At 40.3% G+C, this 22,754-nt stretch carries 17 protein-coding genes and 1 pseudogene; 16 read left to right on the top strand and 2 right to left on the bottom strand.

The genetic code is table 11. The annotated features are described in order from the left end of the window. Positions 1-73 precede the first annotated feature (73 nt). A pseudogene (locus tag BM057_RS05980) lies at positions 74-1,045 on the bottom strand (Gfo/Idh/MocA family protein). A gap of 150 nt (positions 1,046-1,195) precedes the next feature. Between BM057_RS05980 and BM057_RS05975 the strand changes: the two are divergent. The 8 genes from BM057_RS05975 (at position 1,196) to purK (ending at position 9,066) form a co-directional block, all read left to right on the top strand. Continuing rightward, entirely contained in the window at positions 1,196-1,732 is a 537-nt protein-coding gene (locus tag BM057_RS05975; protein WP_047391781.1) for a hypothetical protein, read from the top strand. A gap of 135 nt (positions 1,733-1,867) precedes the next feature. Continuing rightward, positions 1,868-2,659: a M15 family metallopeptidase gene (locus BM057_RS05970; RefSeq protein WP_047391779.1), complete on the top strand. Its 792-nt coding sequence runs from the start codon at positions 1,868-1,870 to the stop codon at positions 2,657-2,659. 571 nt (positions 2,660-3,230) lie between these two features. After that, positions 3,231-3,758, top strand: a complete 528-nt coding sequence (locus BM057_RS05965; protein WP_092092216.1) for a glycoside hydrolase family 73 protein — start codon at positions 3,231-3,233, stop codon at positions 3,756-3,758. Between the two features lie 141 nt (positions 3,759-3,899). Further along, complete coding sequence (locus tag BM057_RS05960; RefSeq protein WP_092092184.1) at positions 3,900-4,583, top strand: beta/alpha barrel domain-containing protein; 684 nt, start codon at positions 3,900-3,902, stop codon at positions 4,581-4,583. 136 nt (positions 4,584-4,719) lie between these two features. Next, on the top strand, positions 4,720-6,078 hold the full coding sequence (locus tag BM057_RS05955; protein ID WP_092092182.1) for a hemolysin family protein: 1,359 nt from the start codon (positions 4,720-4,722) through the stop codon (positions 6,076-6,078). 244 nt (positions 6,079-6,322) lie between these two features. Next, a complete protein-coding gene (locus BM057_RS05950; protein ID WP_092092180.1) occupies positions 6,323-6,892 on the top strand; it encodes a xanthine phosphoribosyltransferase in 570 nt (189 codons plus the stop codon). Between the two features lie 81 nt (positions 6,893-6,973). Further along, complete coding sequence (locus BM057_RS05945; protein WP_052181857.1) at positions 6,974-7,531, top strand: DUF2179 domain-containing protein; 558 nt, start codon at positions 6,974-6,976, stop codon at positions 7,529-7,531. A 407-nt stretch (positions 7,532-7,938) separates the two neighbouring features. Further along, positions 7,939-9,066, top strand: coding sequence for a 5-(carboxyamino)imidazole ribonucleotide synthase (gene purK, locus BM057_RS05940; RefSeq protein ID WP_425439021.1), 1,128 nt, complete (start codon positions 7,939-7,941; stop codon positions 9,064-9,066). Positions 9,067-9,154: 88 nt separating this feature from the next. Here purK and BM057_RS05935 read toward each other — a convergent pair whose 3' ends face one another. Next, entirely contained in the window at positions 9,155-9,976 is an 822-nt protein-coding gene (locus tag BM057_RS05935; RefSeq protein ID WP_092092178.1) for an aminotransferase class IV, read from the bottom strand. Between the two features lie 351 nt (positions 9,977-10,327). On the opposite strand from BM057_RS05935, the gene BM057_RS05930 reads away from it, so the two are divergent. The 8 genes from BM057_RS05930 (at position 10,328) to BM057_RS05895 (ending at position 22,468) form a co-directional block, all read left to right on the top strand. Further along, positions 10,328-10,978 (top strand): GntR family transcriptional regulator, encoded by a 651-nt coding sequence (locus tag BM057_RS05930; protein ID WP_047391762.1) that lies wholly within the window; start codon positions 10,328-10,330, stop codon positions 10,976-10,978. Positions 10,979-11,447: 469 nt separating this feature from the next. Beyond that, positions 11,448-13,679, top strand: a complete 2,232-nt coding sequence (gene pcrA, locus BM057_RS05925; RefSeq protein ID WP_092092176.1) for a DNA helicase PcrA — start codon at positions 11,448-11,450, stop codon at positions 13,677-13,679. A gap of 2 nt (positions 13,680-13,681) precedes the next feature. Continuing rightward, positions 13,682-15,721 carry an NAD-dependent DNA ligase LigA gene (gene ligA / locus BM057_RS05920; protein WP_092092174.1) on the top strand — a complete coding sequence of 680 codons (2,040 nt, stop codon included), beginning with the start codon at positions 13,682-13,684 and terminating at the stop codon, positions 15,719-15,721. Continuing rightward, positions 15,711-16,868: a CamS family sex pheromone protein gene (locus tag BM057_RS05915; RefSeq protein ID WP_245741844.1), complete on the top strand. Its 1,158-nt coding sequence runs from the start codon at positions 15,711-15,713 to the stop codon at positions 16,866-16,868. The genes ligA and BM057_RS05915 overlap by 11 nt, the downstream gene beginning before the upstream one ends. Before the next feature lie 1,290 nt (positions 16,869-18,158). Then, entirely contained in the window at positions 18,159-18,470 is a 312-nt protein-coding gene (gene gatC / locus BM057_RS05910) for an Asp-tRNA(Asn)/Glu-tRNA(Gln) amidotransferase subunit GatC (protein ID WP_047391753.1), read from the top strand. A gap of 1 nt (position 18,471) precedes the next feature. After that, the gene (gatA, locus tag BM057_RS05905; protein ID WP_092092172.1) at positions 18,472-19,923 is read left to right on the top strand and encodes an Asp-tRNA(Asn)/Glu-tRNA(Gln) amidotransferase subunit GatA; all 1,452 of its coding nucleotides are present in this window, start codon (positions 18,472-18,474) and stop codon (positions 19,921-19,923) included. Between the two features lie 14 nt (positions 19,924-19,937). Continuing rightward, on the top strand, positions 19,938-21,368 hold the full coding sequence (gene gatB / locus BM057_RS05900; protein ID WP_047391749.1) for an Asp-tRNA(Asn)/Glu-tRNA(Gln) amidotransferase subunit GatB: 1,431 nt from the start codon (positions 19,938-19,940) through the stop codon (positions 21,366-21,368). Positions 21,369-21,457: 89 nt separating this feature from the next. Beyond that, positions 21,458-22,468, top strand: coding sequence for a diacylglycerol kinase (locus tag BM057_RS05895; RefSeq protein WP_092092170.1), 1,011 nt, complete (start codon positions 21,458-21,460; stop codon positions 22,466-22,468). Positions 22,469-22,754 lie beyond the last annotated feature (286 nt).

The following is a 22,754-nucleotide window of genomic DNA, read 5'->3' as shown; positions in this document are numbered from 1 at the left end:
GCTTGATGAACATACAAAAAGAAACACAAGAGCAGCAAGTAATCTGTACTCTCGTGATTCTCTATTTCATCATCTATTCAAAATCGTACTGAAGCCCCCATTGCTGTCTTAAGTCATCCATGATCGCCATCACATCTTGTGTAAGGGCTAGATAGTCATCTTTTGTACCATTAAGGATCTTATCGGTCATATGAGCAATTTCATAATGAAGTGCTTTAGCTGAATCGCCTGCTTCAACTGTTTCCGTAGCCCCATCCGGGTAAGTGATCAACGCTTTGTCAGCACGTGGATAATCTGTCACTGTGATATAGCCCTTTTCAAATGCAGCCATACCGACTTTTGGCATTTTTGCACGGAAGCTGAGCGAAACAGTGGCGATTTCATTTTTTTCGTTTTTCAATAAAATACCAGACTGTTCGTCTACACCCGTTTCATAAAGATTCATGGTAGTTAAAATTTCACTTGGCTGTTGATTCAAAAAGAATCTGGCAAATGAAAGAGCATAAACGCCGATATCTAATAGAGCTCCGCCTGCGATCTCTTTATTAAAGAAACGATTGGATGGATCGGCTTCTTTCAAACTGCCGAATGAAACTTGGAGCATTTTAAGTTTTCCTAACTGACCGCTTGAGATGATGTCTTTTAATTTGTGATACAACGGCATGTGGTAAATCGTCATCGCTTCAGCAAGGATCACATTCTTTTCTTTTGCCAAATATACGGCTTCTTCCAGTTGTTTCCCATTCATTGTGATGGCTTTTTCACACAAAACGTGTTTGCCATTTCGCAAGCTTTTCAATATCAAATCAGCATGATGGCTGTGAGGTGTAGCAATGTAAACCACATCGATTTCTGGATCGAATAATAAAGAATCATAATTGCCATAAGCCTTTGGAATATTGTATTGATCCGCAAATGCTTTAGCTTTTTGCAAATTTCTTGATCCAGCTGCTTATAGAGCCGCATTCTCGGCATCAAAAGCACGCGCGAACTCGTTTGCAATTCCTCCCAAACCGATAATTCCCCAATTCACTGTTTTTGTCACGTGATCGTTCTCCCTTCAAGATAAAAATGTCTTCGTTTTCATTATAACAAATAACAAAACAGAAATATAGAAACAGCAAAAGGGTAATAAATTTTAAAATTAACGTAAAAAGTGTAGACTTAAGCCAAAAGAGGATAGGAGTGAACAGATATGCATGAATCGTTAGTTCAAATCGTTTTACAAGCGCTCAAAGAGCAATACACTTCAGAAAAAGCTTTTTATACTTCTCAACTCGGCATTTCTCCTCAAAGTTGGGACCGTTGGAAAAAAGGGCAGCAAGGTTTAAAGGCCGAGAATATGAAAAAAGTAGCAGCACTGTTTACCGATTATGAATGGATGATGGTTCAAAAAGTTTGCCGCAACGCCTTGCTGATTACAGAAGTTCGTATGAATCCTGTATCAGAATATATGAATATGAAATACTTTGTAGCAAAAAAATGGCTATCTGCTGGGATTGCCACAATTGGTTTTCAAAAAGATTTTACAGAAGAAGAGGAAGCAAATGGACGTAAAACGAATCAAACCATTTTACGAATTGAAACGCACTATGACTTCTGGAGTTATACCGATCGCATTGAATTGCGTTTGCCTGGCATCGTTCAGCAGCAGATCCAAACTGAAAAACAAGATTTATTGGAATGGTTTGGCCAACATGTAGAGAATCGTTATCCAATGCACAATGTATAAAAGAAAACCAAATTTTTATTAAATTACGACTTTGGACTGTTGAAATCTTTCCAATTTGTTTTACAATAAAGAGTGGAAAAAAGTGTAAACGTGCAAGATAAAATGTAAATTGAGAAAGAGAATGGAGCAAGAAGCATGAAATTAAAATGGATGATCCCTTTAATAGCAACGAGCGTACTGGCAGGATGCAGTCAATTAGAGGGCACGCAACAAATCTCAGACAGTTCAACAAAAGAAAGTGTACAAAGCGAAGCGGCTTCTTCATCATCTGAGATGACAAAAGAAGAAAAAGAACACCAAGAGATGTTAGCTGAACTTCCAGATGTTTCGACGAGCGATTGGAATCTTATCTTAGTCAATAACTGGACACCAATCGATAAAGATACAGAAAAAGGGATTCCATTAAAAGAAGTCGAAGAAGGCAAACAAATGGATGAACGAATCGTAGACGCCTATCAAACATGGATGAAAGATGCAGCAAAAGCAGGATACAGCGTTTATTTAGCTTCTGCATATCGCTCGATTTCACACCAAGAAACAAATTATAACAATAAAATCAAACACTATATGAATGAAGGCTACTCAAAAGAAGAAGCCGTACAACGAACAGAAGATTACATTGCAATCCCAGGCGGCAGTGAACACCATACAGGCTTAGCCCTTGACATGGTCGACATCGACTGGATCAACGCTGGACACGGATTAGACCCAGAGTATGACACACAAGAATCACAACAATGGCTAGTCTCAACCATGGCAGACCATGGCTTTATCCTGCGCTTTCCAAAAGACAAAGAAAAAGAAACAGGGATCAAATACGAATCATGGCACTTCCGCTACGTCGGCAAAGAAAACGCCAAATATATAGAAAAGCACCAACTATCCCTGGAAGAATACATCGACCTACTAAAAGAAGCCGGAAAATAAAGGATGCGGAGCGAGGCTGATAGAGTCGTCAGGAAAATGAAAAGCAAAACCGTTTTCGGAGGCACTGTTGTCGTTCCAGCAAAGTGTATCAGGTCTCTAAGCGATTAAAATCGCAAGAGCCATGACAATGTGAAGCGACCTAAAAGAATTGTAATGGCGCAAAGTCTCGCTATGCTCGCTTTGTACTATCTCGCTAAGATTTGTTTTACAAATCAAGCTCGGTAGCAAGCACTAACGAAGGAACAACGCAAGCAACCCAGCGAAGCGGTTGTGCGGATGTCACAAGTTGCTGTGAGACTTCCTGCTTCAGCTGATTAGTCGAACAGTATAAGACGAGCGATAGCGAGAGTTGTTACCGATTGGCTTTCTGTGTTTCGAAGTCCAACTAAGCCTAACGTTGCACGAAATTTCGCTTCTTTATTATCTTGTTTCAATATATACAAAAGGGTCATGAGAGAGGAATAGTATTGTGGCACAAAAAAAGCGTAAAAAGCCGGTTTATCAGTATAAACCTTATCAAAGGAAAAGAAGAGGCTGCCTCCACTTTATCATTGGGTCATTTATTGTTGTGATGGTCATCTTTTTTGGAACATTGATTTACTTGAGCGAATCTGTTTCGTCGCCGATCTCTACGAATGAAAAAAAAGAAGCGTTTATTATCCGTTTATCAGGATATGCGCAAACATTACAGGAAGAATATGATGTGCTGCCTAGTATCAGCATTGCCCAAGCTATTTTAGAATCAAATTGGGGCACTAGTGATTTATCCGTTGAAAACAACAATTACTACGGCATCAAAGGGAGCGATCCTAAAAATACTGTAAACATGAGAACAAAGGAATATGTCGATGGAGAGTGGATCGAAATAGAGGCCCCTTTTAGAAAATATGATGACTGGCGTGAATCCATGAAAGACCATGCGCTTCTTTTCGTCAATGGTACGAATTGGAACCCGGACCAATATCAGACTGTACTAGAAGCAGAAGATTACAAAGAGGCTGCCGTCGCTTTGAGCAAAAGCGGCTATGCAACTGATCCAACTTATCCAGACAAACTGATCCACTTGATCGAACAATATCGTTTATACCAGTACGATTGATAGCAAATATCAAGAATATTTTTCTATGCTTTAAACAGGCAATAACTGTCTTTTAAAAAGTCTTTCGATGATCATCCCTTAGCTTCTATCTCAAATAAAAGCGGGAGACGATCGAATCACGGAAAAATTCAGGAGGGTAATATGGAGAAAAAAAAGAGCCCTAAAGTTCAGACTGATTTGCGCAGAGGTTATGTTCAAGTGCCGAAAGCAACCAGAAAAGCAAGCGGGATCATTATTAACGGGAAAAAATTCCGGTCTGTTATTTTCACGACCGATATTGCTATTATTATGAATAACGATGCAGATGCAGTCATTGCGGTTTATCCTTTTACGCCGCATCCGGCAATCATTCAAGCCATTTCAAATGTCAGCAATATACCGGTTTTGGCAGGAGTAGGCGGCGGCATGACACATGGGCCTCGTTCTGCACAGATGGCTTTGTTTGCAGAAGCTCATGGCTGTCTAGGGGTAGTCGTTAATTCCGCCACACCATTGGATACAGTGAAACAAGTCGATGAAACGGTTGATATCCCGGTCATTCAAACGGTTGTGACTCCTTATGCCGACATTGAGCAAATGTTGGCGTCCGGCGTCGATATTATCAATGTAAGCGGTGCGGGAAAAACAGTAGAGATCGTTCGCGATATACACGAAAAATATCCAGATTTGCCGATCATAGCGACAGGTGGACCAACAGAAGAAAGCATTATTGAGACGATTGAAGCTGGTGCGAATGCTATCACCTATACACCACCCAGCAACGGAGAAATTTTTAAAGAAAAAATGAAAAAATACAGACAAGATGAAATCGAGCGTTACCAATAAACAGCGTAAGCTCGCTAATCTATGAATAAACGAAGAGAGAATAAAGTTGTGATTTGAGATTTTTTATGGTATCTTCTAATTAATTTTAAAACACAAAAAGAAAATTGGTCTATCTATTTAAAGGAGAAGATGTTAAATGAATCCAGACCCCAGTGACTCGTCACTCAGTGTCCAGATAATCTTAATTATTGTACTGACTGCGATCAATGCTATATTTGCAGCAGCTGAAATAGCTTTCGTATCTTTAGACAAAGGAAAAATCAGTGAAAAAGCTTTAGCAGGAGATAAAAAAGCCCAAAATGTTTTGAAACTGCTTGGCAATTCGGATAATTTCTTATCCACTATCCAAGTAGCTATCACCTTTTCAGGGTTCTTAAACAGTGCATCAGCCGCAACGTCATTGGCTTCACGTTTGTCTCCGCTTTTAGGCGGCATTCCAGGAGCGCACACGCTTGCTGTTGTGATCGTCACATTGATGATTTCTTATGTGACGTTAGTTTTCGGAGAACTTTTTCCGAAATCAATTGCTTTGCAACGTTCTGAAGGTGTGGCATTAGGCTTAGCAGGAACGATCATTACAGTTCAAAAGATAATGCTGCCTTTTGTGAAGTTGCTGTCTTTCTCTGTGAGTCTTTTAAAGAAACTCACACCGATCGAGTTCTCTGAAGAAGAAGAAAAAATGACGCGTGATGAGTTCAGAGTTTACCTTGAACAAAGTCAAAAAGATGAAGCGATCGATATCGCAGAGTTCTCTATGTTAAAAGGCGTACTGTCCTTAGACACCAAAATGGCGAAAGAAGTTATGGTGCCTCGTACAGATACCTTTATGATCGACTATGATGACGGCAGTGAAGAAAACATTCCAGAGATCCTTGAAAGTTCTTATTCTCGTATCCCTGTATATGATGAAGACAAGGATAATATTATCGGGATCATCCATGTGAAGAGTCTGTTGCGCGAAAGCCAAAAACAGCCTTTAGACAACATCGATTTAAAAGATATCATGAATGAACCTCTATTTGTTCCTGAGACGATCTATATTGACGACTTGTTGTATGAATTGAAGAAAAGCCGCAACCAAATGGCTATTTTGAATGACGAATATGGTGGAGTCGTAGGGATCGTAACCTTAGAAGACTTAGTGGAAGAAATCGTTGGTGATATCGATGATGAATATGATGAAGTATATGACTTAGTTGAGCAACTTTCAGAGAATCGTTACTTAGTCGACGGATCGACACCCTTGTCTAAATTCAATGAATTTTTCAACACCGATATTGAATCCAATGATGTAGATACGATTGCTGGTTTCTTTATTCTAGAGTATGGAAACATTCCGCGCCAGGACGAAGAAGCGATCGTCAAGTATCAGAATTATACGTTAAAAGCCAATGAGATCGAAGTTTCACGGATCATAAACTTGATCGTTGAACGAAATACTGGCATAACTGAAGAACTCGATGCAGCAAATGCAACCACAACTGCAGATGAATAAATAGTTCTTTTCTAAAGCGACTTGAGTCAAAGGAAAGAAGACAGTTGAAAGATGCATCAAAAAAAATAAGTTGTGTAAAAATAAGTATAAAAATCAGGATAATGACCGAATCAACTAAACCAGAAAAAAGGAAAGATGTTCTTTCCTTTTTTCTGGTTTTTTTGAGTAAAGGGATTGACACACATTTGCGATTAACGTTATAGTCTATACATTCAACTGTACTGCTTGAGGAGGAAAAACAATCATGAATGTGTTAGAAGAAAGAATTTTACAAGATGGGGTTGTCTTAAATGGAGAGGTGTTAAAAGTGGATGCCTTTTTAAATCACCAAATCGACCCAGTGCTGATGCAAAAGATCGGTGAAGAATTTGCAGCTCGCTTTACGGACAAAAAAATCACGAAAATCATCACCATTGAATCTTCAGGGATCGCACCTGCTGTTTTTACTGGCTTGATTCTTGGTGTGCCGGTTATTGTAGCCAAAAAAAATACGAGTATTACCATGACAGATTCTTTAGTATCTGCAAATGTCTATTCTTTTACAAAACAGCAGCATTATACGATCACCATCTCTAAAAAATTCTTGTCTTCAGATGATCATGTGCTGATCATTGATGACTTTTTAGCAAATGGACAAGCAGCATTAGGATTGCTGGACATTTGTGAAGAAATGGATTGCTCGGTTTCAGGTGTAGGAATCGTGATCGAAAAATCATTCCAAGATGGTAGAGAAAAATTGACGGATAAAGGAATCGATATTTATTCGATGGCTAGAATCAAGTCATTGGAAAATAATACTGTGACGTTCATGTAACCGACAAGTAGAACGTGTGAGCCGCTGTCAGCTATAGCTGGTCCTTTTGAAGTGAAACAGGGAGAGAAAATAAAAGTGGAAATAGATTGGTTTTTATTACTGGTGATTTTTGTGATCAATCTGTGTTATGTGACACTGATGACGATCCGCATGATGCTGACAATGAAAGGATACCGCTTAGCTGCATCTTTGACTTCAATGGTTGAGATCACCATCTATATCGTTGGTTTAGGACTTGTTTTAGATCGTTTGGATAATGTTTGGAATATTGCTGCATATGCTCTTGGATATGGCGTCGGCATTGCAGCTGGCATCAAGATCGAGGAGTACTTAGCCCTTGGATATATCATGGTAACGGCTATCATTCCTCGTGTTGATACCGATATCCCTAACCAACTGAGAGAAAAGGGACACGGAGTTACCTCTAGTTTGGCATTAGGAAAAGAAGGGGATAGAATGGTATTAGAGATCCTTACTCCCCGCAAGACCGAAAGAAAGCTTTACCAAGAGATCAAAGAATTGGAACCGAAAGCTTTTGTGATTTCTTACGAACCGAAGTATATTAGCGGAGGTTTCTGGACTAAGCGTGTCAAAAAAAGAAGACGTCAAATCAAAATCGAGCAAGAACAAAATGCTTGATTTTGATTTGATTCCATCTAGACAAGTGTTGTAGTGAAAGCTATCACCTTTCAGCAGCAAGGTTGCAATGATCGAGGGTTTCATGATCAAAACAAAAAAGCGACAAAAAGAGCCTAGATTATTGTCTAGGCTCTTTTGCCGCTATGATCTTATTTTATGTCGTTTTGAACAAATGAGTTAAGAGTATTTTTAGCCGTTTTTGAAGTTTCACATTAGGAGTGATGGAACTTTTTTTGACAATCGATTAAAGATGAATGTCATTGTAGGTCTTTGTTTAGCGGTAAAAAAATCACGCAAAAGCCTCAATCTTCCCTAAACGTTCATAATACAACTAGACCAACATATGCTATACTAAAGAGGAAAAGTAACATGTTAAAAATAAGCAACATGGATGAAAGGAAGTAGAGATGAGCTTGTCTAACTTTATTGAACCAGGAAAAACAATCGGAATCATTGGGGGTGGACAGTTAGGTCGTATGCTGGCTTTTTCAGCTAAAAAGATGGGGTATATCGTTGGGGTTTTTGATCCAGAGGAACATTGTTCTGCTGCACAAGTAGCTGACTGGCAAATGAAAGCAGCTTTTGATGATGAGGAAGCGTTAATGGCATTTGCGATGAAGAGCGATGTCGTCACTTATGCGACTGAAAAAATCGATGCAGAATGGATCGACCGCTTAAAACAAACAGTGCCGGTTCCTCAAGGCAGTGAACTGCTAGCGATCACTCAAGACCGTATTCTTGAAAAGGCCCATCTTGAATTGCATAACCTCAATGTTGCACCATATGTTTCCATTATCAGTTTAGAGGATTTGAAAGAGTCTGTCTCATCGATCGGCTATCCTTGTGTATTAAAAGCACTCTATGGCAGAGCAAATCAAAAAGAAAAAATCGTGCTGCAGGATGAACGAGACATTCAAAAATGTGCAGGTTTATTGAGAACCGGTACCTGTGTGCTAGAGTCTTGGATACCTATTGAACGAGAATTATCAGTGATGACGGTTAGAAATGAAAATGGAGAAACCGGTATTTTTCCTGTTTCAGAAAACATTTATCGAGGTCATCAGCTTCACATGAGTATCACGCCAGCACGGATTGATGAAGAAGTAAGAGCTGAAGTAGAACGGATCGGGCACATCATCGCTGAACAGACAGAGGGAGCAGGTGTGATTGGTGTGGAAATCTTCATGACTTCTTCTGGAACATTATATGTCAACGAAATCCATTCGTTTCCGCATGAGTCTGGTTATGACACAATAGAAGCTTGCTCATTCTCAGAGTTCGATGTTCATATTCGTGCCATATGCGGTTGGCCGCTGCCAACATTGAAAGAGTCTGCAAAAAGCGTCATGGTAAACGTGTTAAGTGAACACATGGAAGCTGTCAAAACGCAGATCCGCATCAAGCCAGATTGGCATTTTCATTTTTATGGAAAAAAAGAAGCGAAGAAAAATGAAGCAGTAGGACATATCACGATCTTGACTGACCAAAGGGAAAAAACAATCGATGCGATTTATGATACCGACATATGGGAATAAAGAAGTGACTATCCTGACTGAACAAGATGAACATTAAAAATCATGCAGAAAAAAACAAAAAAAGCTGAAAAAATTCAGCTTTTTTTGTTTATGCTGTTTTGAATTGACGAATGTCTTCTTGGATACAGGCGTTAAATTTTTCCATGATACGTTTGACCAATGGATTTTCAGCCGAATTTAGCAGCTGATCGTTGATTGTACGGATCGGTAGTACGTTATTGCCGGTACCGGTAATAAAAGCCGCTTCAATCGTTGCAATATCAGCAACTGGAATGTTTTGCTCATGGATCACGATGCCTTCTTCTTGGCAGATAGCAAATACTTTTTTACGAACGATGCCGAGTAAAACATTTGCAGAAGGGGAAGTATACAGCTCCTGATTTTTTACAATAAATAAATTAGAACGACTGCCTTCTGTAATAAAGTCATGTTGATCGACCAGTAATACCTCATAAGCTTGCTGCTTTTCTCTTTCAGCTAGCACGCGTTCTTGGTAAGCAGCACGTTGGACTTTGATATTCGGATCTTCGCGTTCCAGTTTGAGCAAAGTCGTATGCATACCAGTTTGATAGTAACGTTGTGGCGGATAAACTGTGTTTTGGAAGAAGATGAGCAGATTTTGCTGATCATCCCAAATTAATTTTAGATTGATAAATTCAGCTTTGTTTTGCTGAATCAAAAATAGGATGCGGTGTTTGATTTCTGAATCAGATAAAGATAAAGAAATGTGCAGCATCTCAGCTGACTTGCGGAAACGTTCTAAGTGATCTTTTAAAAAGAGAGGGATACCTTCTTGGATCCGAATTACTTCATAGACATTTTTAGGACTGATGGGTTTAAACGTTGATCCATCTGTAGTTGCTTTTTCTTCTTCGTTTAATAAATACGTATTGAGTGCCATTTTTTCCATTTTGTATACTCCTTGTTTGTTATTCTTGATCATTATTGCTTGGACAATTGGACATCATGATCCTCATAAATAACATTAAATAAATAATAGAACCTACTTTCTATATTTTATAGCGAACCTTTGAAATTAGCAAAAAGAAAAAATAAAGGACGATGGAAAGTGAGAGGAAGATAGAAAATTTGTGAAAAAATCGCAAGCAAAATGAAAAGGGCATGAAAAGAAAGCGAAAAGCCCTTGAAGAAAGAGAACAAAGCCTATATAATCATCTAGTAATTTGTATAGTATGGAGATGCATACCCTCAAAAGCTGAAACTAAAAGAATAAGAAAAATGAAGTAGGTGAAAGATGACCATGCCAAAACCAAGGAACTTGGAAGGCATTGCCTATCAGTATATCGTTCAGCATATTCAATCAAGACAATGGCTTCCTCAAACGCACATCACAGAACAAAAACTTTCCCAAACTTTAAAAATGAGTCGAACTCCGATTCGTCAAGCTTTTGTGCGTTTGCAAAAAGAAGGTTATATCACGATAGAGCCATATAAAGGTGCTCGCATCCAAGAGCCCGGTATTGATAGTGATGGCTACCAAGAAAGAGCAGAGTTTGCAGAGCTGATTTTGATCCAATATTTACATCAACTGCAGGTCAAAGAACTTCATTTTGACACGGCTAAACTGATCGAGCTGCAAGAAGAGTTGGAACAGTTTACGCAAAAAGGCAAAAAGGAAAGATTTTTTGAGATTGAGATCCTTTATTGGAGCGAATTAATGAAATACTCTAAAAACAGCTATAGTGTATCGATTTTGCTGGACACATTTCGCTCGATGAATCATCAAAACGGTAAGGAAATCAATGAGATCATTGAACAGGCGAGCCCCTTGAAGCTCAAGCATATGAAGAACTTAACACACTATGTGACCAACCAAGAATACGCTCTAGCACGTAAAGAAGTTCGTATTTTGATCAATCAGTTGAGCTTGGCTGCCATTCAAGGTTTTTAGTCCTTATTTTTTTAACATTTTTCTTGCTGATTCAAAAGCAAATCACTATCCTGTTAGCTATCTAGAAAAATGATGAACAAAGAAGCAGAAAAAGACTTGTTCGTTGACTGACCTCCAAAAGTTAGAACCAAATCTGACTTTTGGAGGTCTTTTTTTGCTTAAAAGCCAATTGAAAGTCGACAGAAAAATAGCTGGAATACTTTTCGGATGTCAGCTGCCCAACCTGAAGCTACTGGACTGATGTGAGAAATGAGACCAGTAAACACCAAGCCAACATTTTTCTCTAGCTGGTTTCGTTAAAGTTTGGTTAAGTCTGCCGGCAGTCGATCGATCTATGATAAAATAAGTGAGAAAATGTGTTCGGAAAAGAGTTAACAAACTATCGATTAATTGGTAAAATGGAAAAATGTAAGTCTCTTTTGCCGGATTTGATAAGAGACAAGGAATGAAACGAGAGGATGTTAAATAAATGTTACGTAATGATTTAGTAAGTGGGATGAACCCAAGGCAAAAAGAAGCAGTAGTGCATACAGAAGGTCCTCTATTGATTATGGCAGGAGCGGGAAGCGGCAAAACCAGAGTCCTGACCCATCGCATTGCTTATTTGATTGAAGAAAAAAGTGTCAGTCCATGGAATATTTTAGCGATTACTTTTACGAATAAAGCAGCAAAAGAAATGAAAGAACGGGTCACTCGTCTGATCCAAGAAGGCGGCAGTGATGTTTGGGTTTCAACCTTTCACTCGATGTGTGTCCGCATTTTACGCCGCGATATCGACCATATCGGCTACAATCGTGCTTTTACGATCAGTGACCCAGGCGAACAACAAACCTTGATGAAACGGATTTTGAAAGAGCGCAACATTGACCCTAAAAAATACAATCCAAGAGCGATTTTAGCAGAGATCAGCAATGCTAAAAATGACTTGTTGACAGCTGAAACCTATCGCGATAAAGCAGCTTCTTTTTTTGAGAAGCTCGTTGCCGATTGTTATGACGATTATCAAAAAGAATTGCGTCGCAACCAAGCGTTGGACTTTGACGATTTGATCATGTTGACGATCCGTTTATTTAAGGAAAGTCCAGAAACATTGGCTCATTATCAAGCGAAATTTCAGTACATTCATGTAGATGAGTATCAAGATACGAATACGGCCCAATATACATTGGTAAACATGTTGGCCAGTCGCTTTAGAAACTTGTGTGTAGTGGGTGATGCCGATCAAAGTATCTATGGTTGGCGCGGAGCAAACATGGAAAACATCTTGAATTTTGAAAAAGATTATCCTGATACGAAAGTGGTTTTGTTGGAACAAAATTACCGTTCAACTAAAATGATCTTAGAAGCAGCCAATAACGTCATTGAAAACAATGACAAAAGAAAAGTTAAAAAACTTTGGACAGACAATCATGATGGCGACAAGATCACTTATTACCGGGCACAAAATGAAGGCGACGAATCTCGTTATGTGATCAGCAAAATCCAAGAAGAAATGAAAGAGCGCCAGTTTAAATATGGCGACTTTGCAGTGCTGTATCGGACAAATGCTCAGTCACGGATGATCGAAGAAAGTTTATTGAAATCAAATATCCCTTACAAAATGGTAGGCGGGCATAAGTTCTATGACCGTAAAGAAATCAAAGACGTCTTAGCCTATTTGCGTTTGATCGCCAATCCTGCTGATAACATGAGCTTTGAACGTATCGTGAACGTACCGAAGAGAGGGATCGGCCCTGGAACGATTGAAAAGCTAAGAGATACCGCTAACCAGTTTGAATGGTCCTTATTAGAGGCGGCGATGAATGTCGCTATTACCTCTGTCAGCGGAAAAGCAGCTGGTTCGCTAGAAGCCTTTGCTTTTATGATCAGAGATTTGAAAAAAATGCAAGAGTACCTGCCTGTTACTGAGCTCGTGGAAGAATTGCTGGAACGCAGCGGCTACCAAGATGCATTGAAACAGGAGCGCAGTTTAGAAGCTGAAACACGTCTTGAAAACATTCAAGAGTTCTTAACGGTCACCCAACAATTTGAAAAAGATAATGCCGGTGATGATACCAGTCTTTTGACTTTCTTGACGGATCTTTCGTTGGTATCCGACTTGGATAACTTAGAAGAAGAGCCGAGCAGCGAAGTAACCTTGATGACCTTGCATGCGGCTAAAGGACTGGAGTTTCCAGTCGTTTTCCTCGTTGGAATGGAGGAAGGCGTTTTTCCACTGTCACGGGCAATGATGGAAGAGGAAGAATTAGAAGAGGAAAGACGTCTGGCCTATGTTGGGATCACGCGCGCAGAAAAGAAATTGTATTTGACAAACGCCTTTGCTCGGACTCTATATGGTCGAACAAATGCTAATCCAGCGTCGCGTTTCATTTCTGAAATCAATCAAGAGATCTTAGAATTGGCCAATCAAAAAGCTGGCCACATGCCATTTAGAAGTCCTGTACGCGCCAATCAAGCGGCACGTGCAGCAAGCACGGCTTATCAAACAAAAGCACCCGTTACCGGCAAAACAGCTAGCGGTGCTGAACAAGTGAGTTGGAAAGTCGGCGACAAAGCAGCACACAAAAAATGGGGAATAGGAACAGTCGTCAAGGTTACCGGATCAGCAAATGATTTGCAGTTGGATATCGCTTTTCCAAGTCCGACAGGCGTAAAACGTCTATTGGCTGCCTTTGCTCCAATTGAGAAAGCAGGTGAATAAAGATGACAGAAAAAGTTTCTTTTGAAGCAGCTAAAAATCGTGTCGATGAGTTGCGTTTGCAATTGGATCGATATAGTCATGAGTATTATGTATTGGATAAACCAACGGTGACAGATGCTGAGTACGACCGTCTTTACCATGAGTTGCTGGGGTTAGAAGAACAATATCCTGAGCTGATCAGCAATGATTCTCCTACACAGCGCGTCGGCGGGACAATTTTGCCAGGTTTTGAAAAAGTGATCCATGAGATCCCAATGCTGAGCTTAGGCAATGCATTCAATGAAACAGATTTAAAAGAATTCGATCGACGCAACCGTAAACTGACGGACAAGAACATTCAATATATTTGTGAGTTGAAGATCGATGGTTTAGCCATTTCTTTGAAATATGAAAAAGGACGTCTGGTTCAAGCGGCGACACGCGGTGATGGAACGGTTGGCGAAAATGTCACGCAAAACGTACGGACGATCAAATCCGTTCCATTGCGTTTGAAAGAACCTTATTCGATCGAAGTGCGCGGAGAATGTTACATGCCAAAAAACTCTTTCGTAAAACTGAACCAAGAAAGAGACGAAGCGGGCAAAGATGTTTTTGCAAATCCAAGGAATGCGGCAGCAGGAGGCTTGCGGAACTTAGATCCAAAAGAAACAGCCAAACGGAACTTGAATACCTTCTTGTATACTGTGGCTGATTTTGGGGAGATTCAAGCGGAAAGCCAATCAGAAGCGCTCAATCAATTGGACACATTAGGCTTGCGGACCAATCATGAACGACGTGTTTTTGATTCCATCGAGGAAGTTTGGCAGTATGTGCAAGACTTTCAAGAAAAAAGAGCAGACTTGCCTTATGATATCGATGGTATTGTGATCAAAGTCAATGATTTTTCTGCTCAAGAAGAATTGGGCTTTACAGTAAAAGCACCGCGTTGGGCTATTGCCTATAAATTCCCTGCAGAAGAAGCTTATACGGTTCTTCATGATATTGAATGGACAGTCGGCCGAACTGGCGTGGTAACCCCTACTGCTATCATGGATCCAGTACGTTTGGCTGGAACGACCGTACAACGGGCCAGTTTGCATAATGAGGATCTGATCAAAGCGCGTGATATTCGTTTGCATGATACAGTGGTGGTACACAAAGCAGGCGATATCATTCCTGAAGTAACCCGTGTTTTGTTAGATAAACGACCGGCTGACAGCCAACCGTATGAAGTACCGACGCATTGTCCAGCTTGTGAGAGTCAATTGGTTCATTTGGAAGAAGAAGTGGCTTTGCGCTGCATCAATCCAAAATGTCCAGCTCAGATCATTGAAGGGCTGACTCACTTTGTTTCTAGAAATGCGATGAACATTGAGGGCATTGGCAGTAAAGTGATCATTCAATTGTATCAAAAAGAGTTGGTCAAAGATGTGGCTGACTTATACAAATTAACATATGATCAGCTGCTGACGCTTGATAAAGTCAAAGACAAATCTGCGAACAACTTATTGCGATCGATCGAACGCAGCCAATCTAACTCATTGGAACATTTGCTGTTTGGACTAGGGATCCGCCATGTCGGAGCGAAGGCAGCTAAGTTGCTAGCAGAAGAGTTTGAGACGATGGAACAACTGCAACAAGCTGAAAAAGAACAGATCATTAGGATCGAAGGAATCGGCGAAATCATTGCCGACAGCATTGTGGCTTATTTTGCTTTGCCTGAAGTAATGGATTTGATCAATGAACTGCGAGAAGCAGGGATCAACTTGTCTTATTTAGGAAAGAAAAAAGAAGCTGTGGCAGAAACGTCTTCTTATTTCAATGGCAAGACAGTGGTATTGACGGGCAAATTAACTCAATTTACACGCCAAGAAGCCAAAGAACGGATCGAAAATCTCGGTGGGAATGTAACAGGAAGTGTTTCTAAAAAGACGGATCTCGTTGTTGCTGGAGAAGAAGCTGGCAGCAAATTAACAAAAGCGAATGAACTGGGCATTGAAGTTTGGAATGAGAACCAGTTAGTGGAAACATTAGAAGGAGAGGAACAACAAGGTGAAAAGTAGATTTTTAACCTTATTTTTAGCTGCGGTGCTTTTTTTAAGTGCCTGCAGCAGTCCTGGAAAGGGACAGAGCGGAAACGAGCCTGGTACCGATGAGGAAACTACAGATCAATCTACAGAAGAAAAAGTGACGACGACTTCAAATCGACCATCGAAGGAATACTATCGGGCGATCATTACAGATGGCGAATACAAAACAAGCAAGTCACGCGGCATCACACAAAGCTTAAATTCAACCTTTAATTTAAAGGCATTTGAAACAGGACTATCAGAAGTTTCGCAAAAGGAATTTTCAACAGATACTTATTTCTACCAAGAAGGTCAATATTTGGATGAAAAAACGATCAATCAATGGCTTAGACGCTACAATCCAGAAAAAGGTGAAAACCAAAATCTGGAAGGATTGAACCCGAAAGACAATGGAAAACTAGACGAAAATGAACGTGCGCCTATTTATTTGAATTCAATTTTAGAACAAGACTACATGGTGCAAAAAGATGATGGGTACCAACTTGGCGGCATCAGCATTGGTTTGGCCATGAATGCGATCGATTATTATCAAAAGGAAAAATATGGTGCTTATTTTGAAACCCGTATCGACCATGATGAATTGTTGAAACAAGGAAAAGAAATGGCAGATAAAATTGTTGAACGTTTGCGGAAAATGGAAGGCTTGAAAAACGTTCCGATCACAGTAGGCATTTTTGAGCAATCTTCTCAAGATAGCATAGCTGGTGGTACGTACATTGCGTCCGGTACAAGCAAAAATGGCCAATCTTCTATCGACAAGTGGGAAGCACTGAACAATAGTAAAGTCGTTTTTCCTTCTGAAGGCTCAGATAGTAATGAAAAAAATAGTTTTGCTAACTTTAAATCTGAAGTAGAAACGTTCTTTCCAAACTTAAGCGGGATCACAGCGGAAGCTGCTTATACCGATGATCAATTGGTCAACATGAAAATCAATATCGTCACCCAGTTTTACGGCGAAAGCGAAGTCATTGCTTTTACACAGCATGTCAATGACAAAGCTACTAAATTCTTGCCGCCCAATATTCCAATTGAGATCAATATCTCCTCAATCAAAGGGATGGAAGCTTTCTTAGCCAGAGAAACAGGCAAAGAGGATTTCTATACGCATATCTTTGACTAAAGGATCATCATGCGCTTTAAGCAAAGATGAACCCGATGGAACCAATTCAAAGATGTTTAATGGCTGCTTAATAATAGAACATGCAATTATTTGAAAAAAGCATGTCGAAACATTTGTCAGCAGTACATTCTTCCTTTGTTCAGTAGGCATTCATTAAAAACTTAAATGAGACCAAAAAATGATGTCCTTTTCCAATGTTGATCGGAAAAGGACATCATTTTTTCTTTTCTGCATAAAACTGGAAAAGTGCGGTTTTACAACATTTAACGATAATCAGTAATGCCTACTGAATAATAGATTATGCAATAATTTCCTCTTTTTCAGTCCCTTTGCATAAAGAGCATTTTGATCATTAAACTTTAGCACTGACAAGTGTATACCAATCTCTCCCATTTACAATCTCTAATTCGGTGAAGTACTCGATTTGCGCAGCCATTCGAACTGGTTTCGAATGCGCCTCTTATTGACCAACTCAAACGAGTTGTGGCATTCGAGTATGTCATTAACGCCTCTTATTGACCAACTCAAACTAGTTGCAGCTCTTGAGTTTGTCATTAACGTCATTTATTGACCAACTCAAACGAGTTGTGGCATTCGAGTATGTCATTAACGCCTCTTATTGACCAACTCAAACTAGTTGCAGCTTTTGAGTTTGTCATTAACGTCATTTATTGACCAACTCAAACGAGTTGTAGCATTCGAGTATGTCATTAACGCCTCTTATTGACCAACTCAAACTAGTTGTGGCATTCGAGTTTGTCATTAACGTCATTTATTAACTAACTCAAGCTAGTTGCGCCCATCGAGTTTGTCAATAACGCTTCTTATTGACCAACTCAAACTCATTGCAGTCTTTGAATAAAAAAATTTTAAAAAGAAATAACATCCATTGAAAGCAGCTTACATCATAAATAATATTTCCATACAGATCAAAAACTCATCCACCTAGAAAGAGAAGACTGCTTTCTAACGTGTGCTCGGTGTAGTGTTAAGTAAAAAATCATTTCTGTTAAATGTTAAACCGGTTAGAAACACATTTCTTTATCAATGTTAAAAGATGAAGAACCAAAAGTGTCAGTAGATATTTGATCTAATCTGCAGCAAGCAGGAGATCACAACACCTTGCAAGCATCGATTTGTTTGAACAGGTCCATAAAGAGGCACATCAAGATGGCTCTTACGAAGTTTTATTTTGGAGCATCGTAGAATTGACATAGAGCTGACTGCTACTTTGTGGTAAAATGGGAAAGAAGTTTTGATTTGAACACGTAGAAAGTGAGTGAAACATACATGACAGTAAATGTGAATGAACAAGACATTAGACATGTCGCAAAACTAGCTAAACTAGAAATTTCAGATGATGAAATTAAAAAATTTACCGTCCAAATGGATAATATCATTGATATGGTCGAACAATTAGATACCTTAGACACAAAAGATGTACCGGAAATGTATCATGGTGCGTTTATTGAAAACGTCATGCGCGAAGACAAAGCTGTTCCAGGAACAGATCGCGAGGCATTGTTCGAAAATGTGAAAGAAAGCAAAGATGGCTTGATCCGAGTACCAGCCATTATCGATAACGGGGAGGGCGACGCATAACATGAGTTTATTGGAACATACATTAGAAGAACTGCACACGATGTTAGTCAATAAGGAAACAACAGCAGAAGAAATCATGACGGCTGTTTTTGCACGAATCTCTGAAACAGAAGACAAAATCGGTGCATTCATCACGATAACAGAAGAAGAAGCTTTGCTGAAAGCCCGTGAAATGGATGAAGCAGGAATCGACCCTGATGACTTGCTATCTGGTTTACCGATCGGGATCAAAGACAACATTATCACAGAAGGCACATTGACAACAGCTGCTAGTCGTATTTTGGAAGACTTTGTTCCGATTTATGACGCAACAGTATCGAAAAAAATCAAAGAAGCCGGCATGATTTCAGTCGGTAAATTAAACATGGATGAATTTGCAATGGGCGGAAGTACTGAAACATCTTACTTCAAATTAACGCGCAATCCATGGAATTTAGAAAAAGTGCCGGGCGGTTCATCTGGCGGTTCAGCTGCTGCTGTTGCTTCCGGACAAGTTCCTGTGGCATTAGGAACAGATACAGGCGGCTCGATTCGCCAACCTGCTGCCTTTAACGGAATCGTAGGGATGAAGCCAACATACGGACGTGTTTCCCGTTTCGGTTTGATTGCTTTTGGTTCAAGTTTAGACCAAATCGGACCTTTCTCTCGCACAGTCAAAGACAATGCGCTTGTTTTGAATGCCATCAGTGGCGCCGATCCAGCTGATTCCATGTCTGCCCAACAAGAAGTACCTGATTTTACAGCAGGTATCGAAAAAGGCGTAAAAGGCATGAAAATCGGTGTGCCAAAAGAGTATATGAGTGAAGGCCTGCAGCCAGGTGTCAAAGAAGCTGTCTTAAAAGCTGTAGAAACTTACCGTTCATTAGGCGCAATTGTTGAAGAAGTCAGCTTGCCGCATTCACAATATGGGATTGCAGCTTACTATATTATCGCTTCTTCAGAGGCTTCTTCTAATTTGCAACGCTTCGACGGCATTCGTTATGGCTATCGGGCAGAAGGTGCAGAATCTCTAGACGAACTATACATCAAAACACGTTCAGAAGGATTTGGCGATGAAGTGAAACGCCGAATCATGTTGGGTACGTTCTCCTTGAGTTCTGGTTATTATGATGCACACTTTAAAAAAGCTGCAAAAGTTCGGACATTGATTCGCCAAGACTTTGAAAAAGTATTTGATTCTTATGACTTGATCTTGGGACCAACTGCGACAACTACAGCTTTTGATATCGGTGGAAAAGTAAAAGATCCAGTAGCGATGTATTTAGCAGATATTTTGACGGTGCCGGTCAATTTGGCTGGTGTCCCAGCTATTTCCATTCCATGCGGCTTTTCAGAAGGAATGCCGGTCGGTCTGCAACTGATTGGTAAACATTTCGATGAACAAACCATCTATCGTGCAGCCTATGCATTTGAACAAGCAACAGATTTTCATAAAGAAAGACCAAACTTATAGGAGGAGATCGTAGAATGAATTTTGAAACAGTGATTGGGCTTGAAGTCCACGTAGAATTAAAAACCGACTCAAAAATGTTCTCACCATCTCCAGCTCATTTTGGTGCAGAACCGAATACAAATACAAACGTGATCGACTGGGGATACCCAGGTGTTTTACCTGTTGTCAATAAAGGTGCTGTTGATTATGGCATGCGGGCAGCACTTGCATTGAACTGTGAGATCACACAATCTACTAAATTTGACCGTAAAAACTATTTCTATCCAGATAATCCAAAAGCTTACCAAATTTCACAGTTGGACAAACCGCTGGGACATGATGGCTGGATCGAGATCGAAGTAGAGGGCAAAAAGAAAAAAATTGGCATCGAACGGGTCCATTTGGAAGAAGATGCGGGCAAGAATACGCACGGCGTCGATGGTTATTCCTATGTCGACTTGAACCGTCAAGGAACACCTTTGATCGAGATCGTTTCCGAAGCAGATATGCGTTCACCTGAAGAAGCTTATGCTTACTTAGAAGCTTTGAAACAAATCATTCAATACACGGGTGTGAGTGATGTTAAAATGGAAGAAGGATCCATGAGATGCGATGCGAATATTTCTATTCGTCCACGCGGTCAGGAAGCTTTTGGAACAAAAACAGAACTGAAAAACTTGAACTCATTCAACTATGTACGCAAAGGGTTGGCTTTTGAAGAAGTACGCCAAGAAAAAGTCTTGCTATCAGGCGGTGTGATCCAACAGGAAACTCGTCGTTATGACGAAACGACCGGAGAAACGATCTTGATGCGTGTCAAAGAAGGGTCTAGTGATTATCGCTATTTCCCAGAACCTGATTTACCAAACTTTTACATTGAAGACGAGTGGATCGAACGTGTTAAAACATCGATTCCAGAAATGCCAAAAGAACGCCGCTTACGTTATATCAGCGAACTTGGATTGCCAGACTATGATGCAATGGTCTTGACAGCAACAAAAGAAATGTCTGATTTCTTCGAAGGCACATTGGCAAATGGAGCAGATGCTAAACAAGCCTCTAACTGGTTAATGGGAGAAGTTTCAGCGTATTTGAACAGCGAAAAATTAGAGCTGCACGAAACGCAATTAACCCCTGAAAACTTGGCAGACATGATCAACTTGATCGCTGACGGCACGATCAGCTCAAAAATCGCGAAAAAAGTCTTCCGTGAATTGATCACAAAAGGCGGCCATGCGAAAGAAGTTGTCGAAAAAAATGGCTGGGTACAATTGAGTGATCCAGCTAAATTAAGTCCGATCATCAATGATATCTTGGATAACAATGCGCAATCGATCGAAGACTTCAAGAATGGAAAAGACCGTGCGATCGGCTTTTTAGTCGGACAAATTATGAAAGCCACCAAAGGACAAGCCAATCCAGGCGTTGTGAATAAACTATTAAAAGAAGAACTTTCAAAAAGATAGGCAAAGCTGAATACTTGGTCTAAAGTTGAAAAACAACGAGAAGAGACCATGTTTGACGAAAGTTTTTTTGAAGGAAAGAAGGAAAAAAGATGCGGGCAAGAGTCATTTACAATCCTACATCCGGCAAGGAACTGCTGCGAAGGAACCTAGTAGATATTTTGCAGATCTATGAAAATGCAGGCTACGAAACCAGTGCATTTGCAACGACTCCTGAACCCAATTCTGCTCGAAATGAGGCCAAAAGAGCGGCTGAAGCTGGTTTTGACCTCATTGTTGCAGCAGGAGGGGATGGAACGATCAATGAAGTAGTGAACGGTATAGCAGGGTTGGAACGCAGACCGAAAATGGCGATCATTCCAGCAGGGACGACGAACGACTATGCAAGAGCCCTGCACATTCCACGAAATGACTTGGTTGCTGCAGCTGAGATCATTGAAAAAAAACAAACTGTTCTAATGGATATCGGAAGAGCTAAAAATAAAAAGCAAGATACTTACTTTATCAATATCGGAGCAGCTGGCTATTTGACTGAATTGACGTATGATGTTCCTTCTCAACTGAAGTCTGTCTTTGGCTATCTTGCTTATTTTGCAAAAGGTGCTGAAATGTTGCCGCGTGTTAAAGAAATCCCGATGCACATTGAGTATGACGATGGCGTTTTTGATGGACAAGCTTCCATGTTTTTCGTTGCATTGACCAATTCTGTCGGCGGTTTCGAGCAAATCGTTCCTGATTCAAAGCTAGATGACGGCAAATTTACATTGATCATTATCAAAACAGCCAATATGATCGAAATCTTGCATTTGATCCGACTAATGCTAAGCGGCGGAAAACATATCGAAAGTCCCTACATTCTTTATAAAAAGACGAGTAAAATCTTAGCGCGTTCTGCAGACGGCAGCAAATTGATGATCAACCTAGACGGCGAATACGGCGGCGATGCACCCGTTGAATTTACCAACCTCCGTCAGCACATCGAAATGATTGCCAACGTTGAAGAAATCCCGAATGCCGTAGACACGAAAGATGTTTACGTCGATGACGTCGAAGAACAATTCATCAGAGAAATCGACGAACTCACCGATGAGGACACGAAGTAAGGATGCGGAGCGAGGTCGATAGAGACGACAGGAAAATGAAAAAGCGCGACGCAGAGCATCCCGCACATGCGAGCGACTTTTGAATTTTACCCGAGACTCTACCTTTCGTAGCTCAACTAAAAAACTAGGATGTGGAGAAAGCCCGAAAGAGTCAAAGCAAAAACAGGAAGTTGTTGAAGAGAGCAGCGAAGCGCGCATCAAAACAACTTATCTTTTTTGCAAAGACTCTGGCTTTCGCAACTCAACTACTAGGATGCGGAGCGACCCCGATAGAGAACGAGCACTA

The organism is Pisciglobus halotolerans, assembly GCF_900113675.1.
Lineage (GTDB): Bacteria > Bacillota > Bacilli > Lactobacillales > Carnobacteriaceae > Pisciglobus > Pisciglobus halotolerans.
The sequence above is the reverse complement of the archived record's forward strand: the minus strand, read 5'-3'. Positions and strand labels throughout refer to the sequence as shown.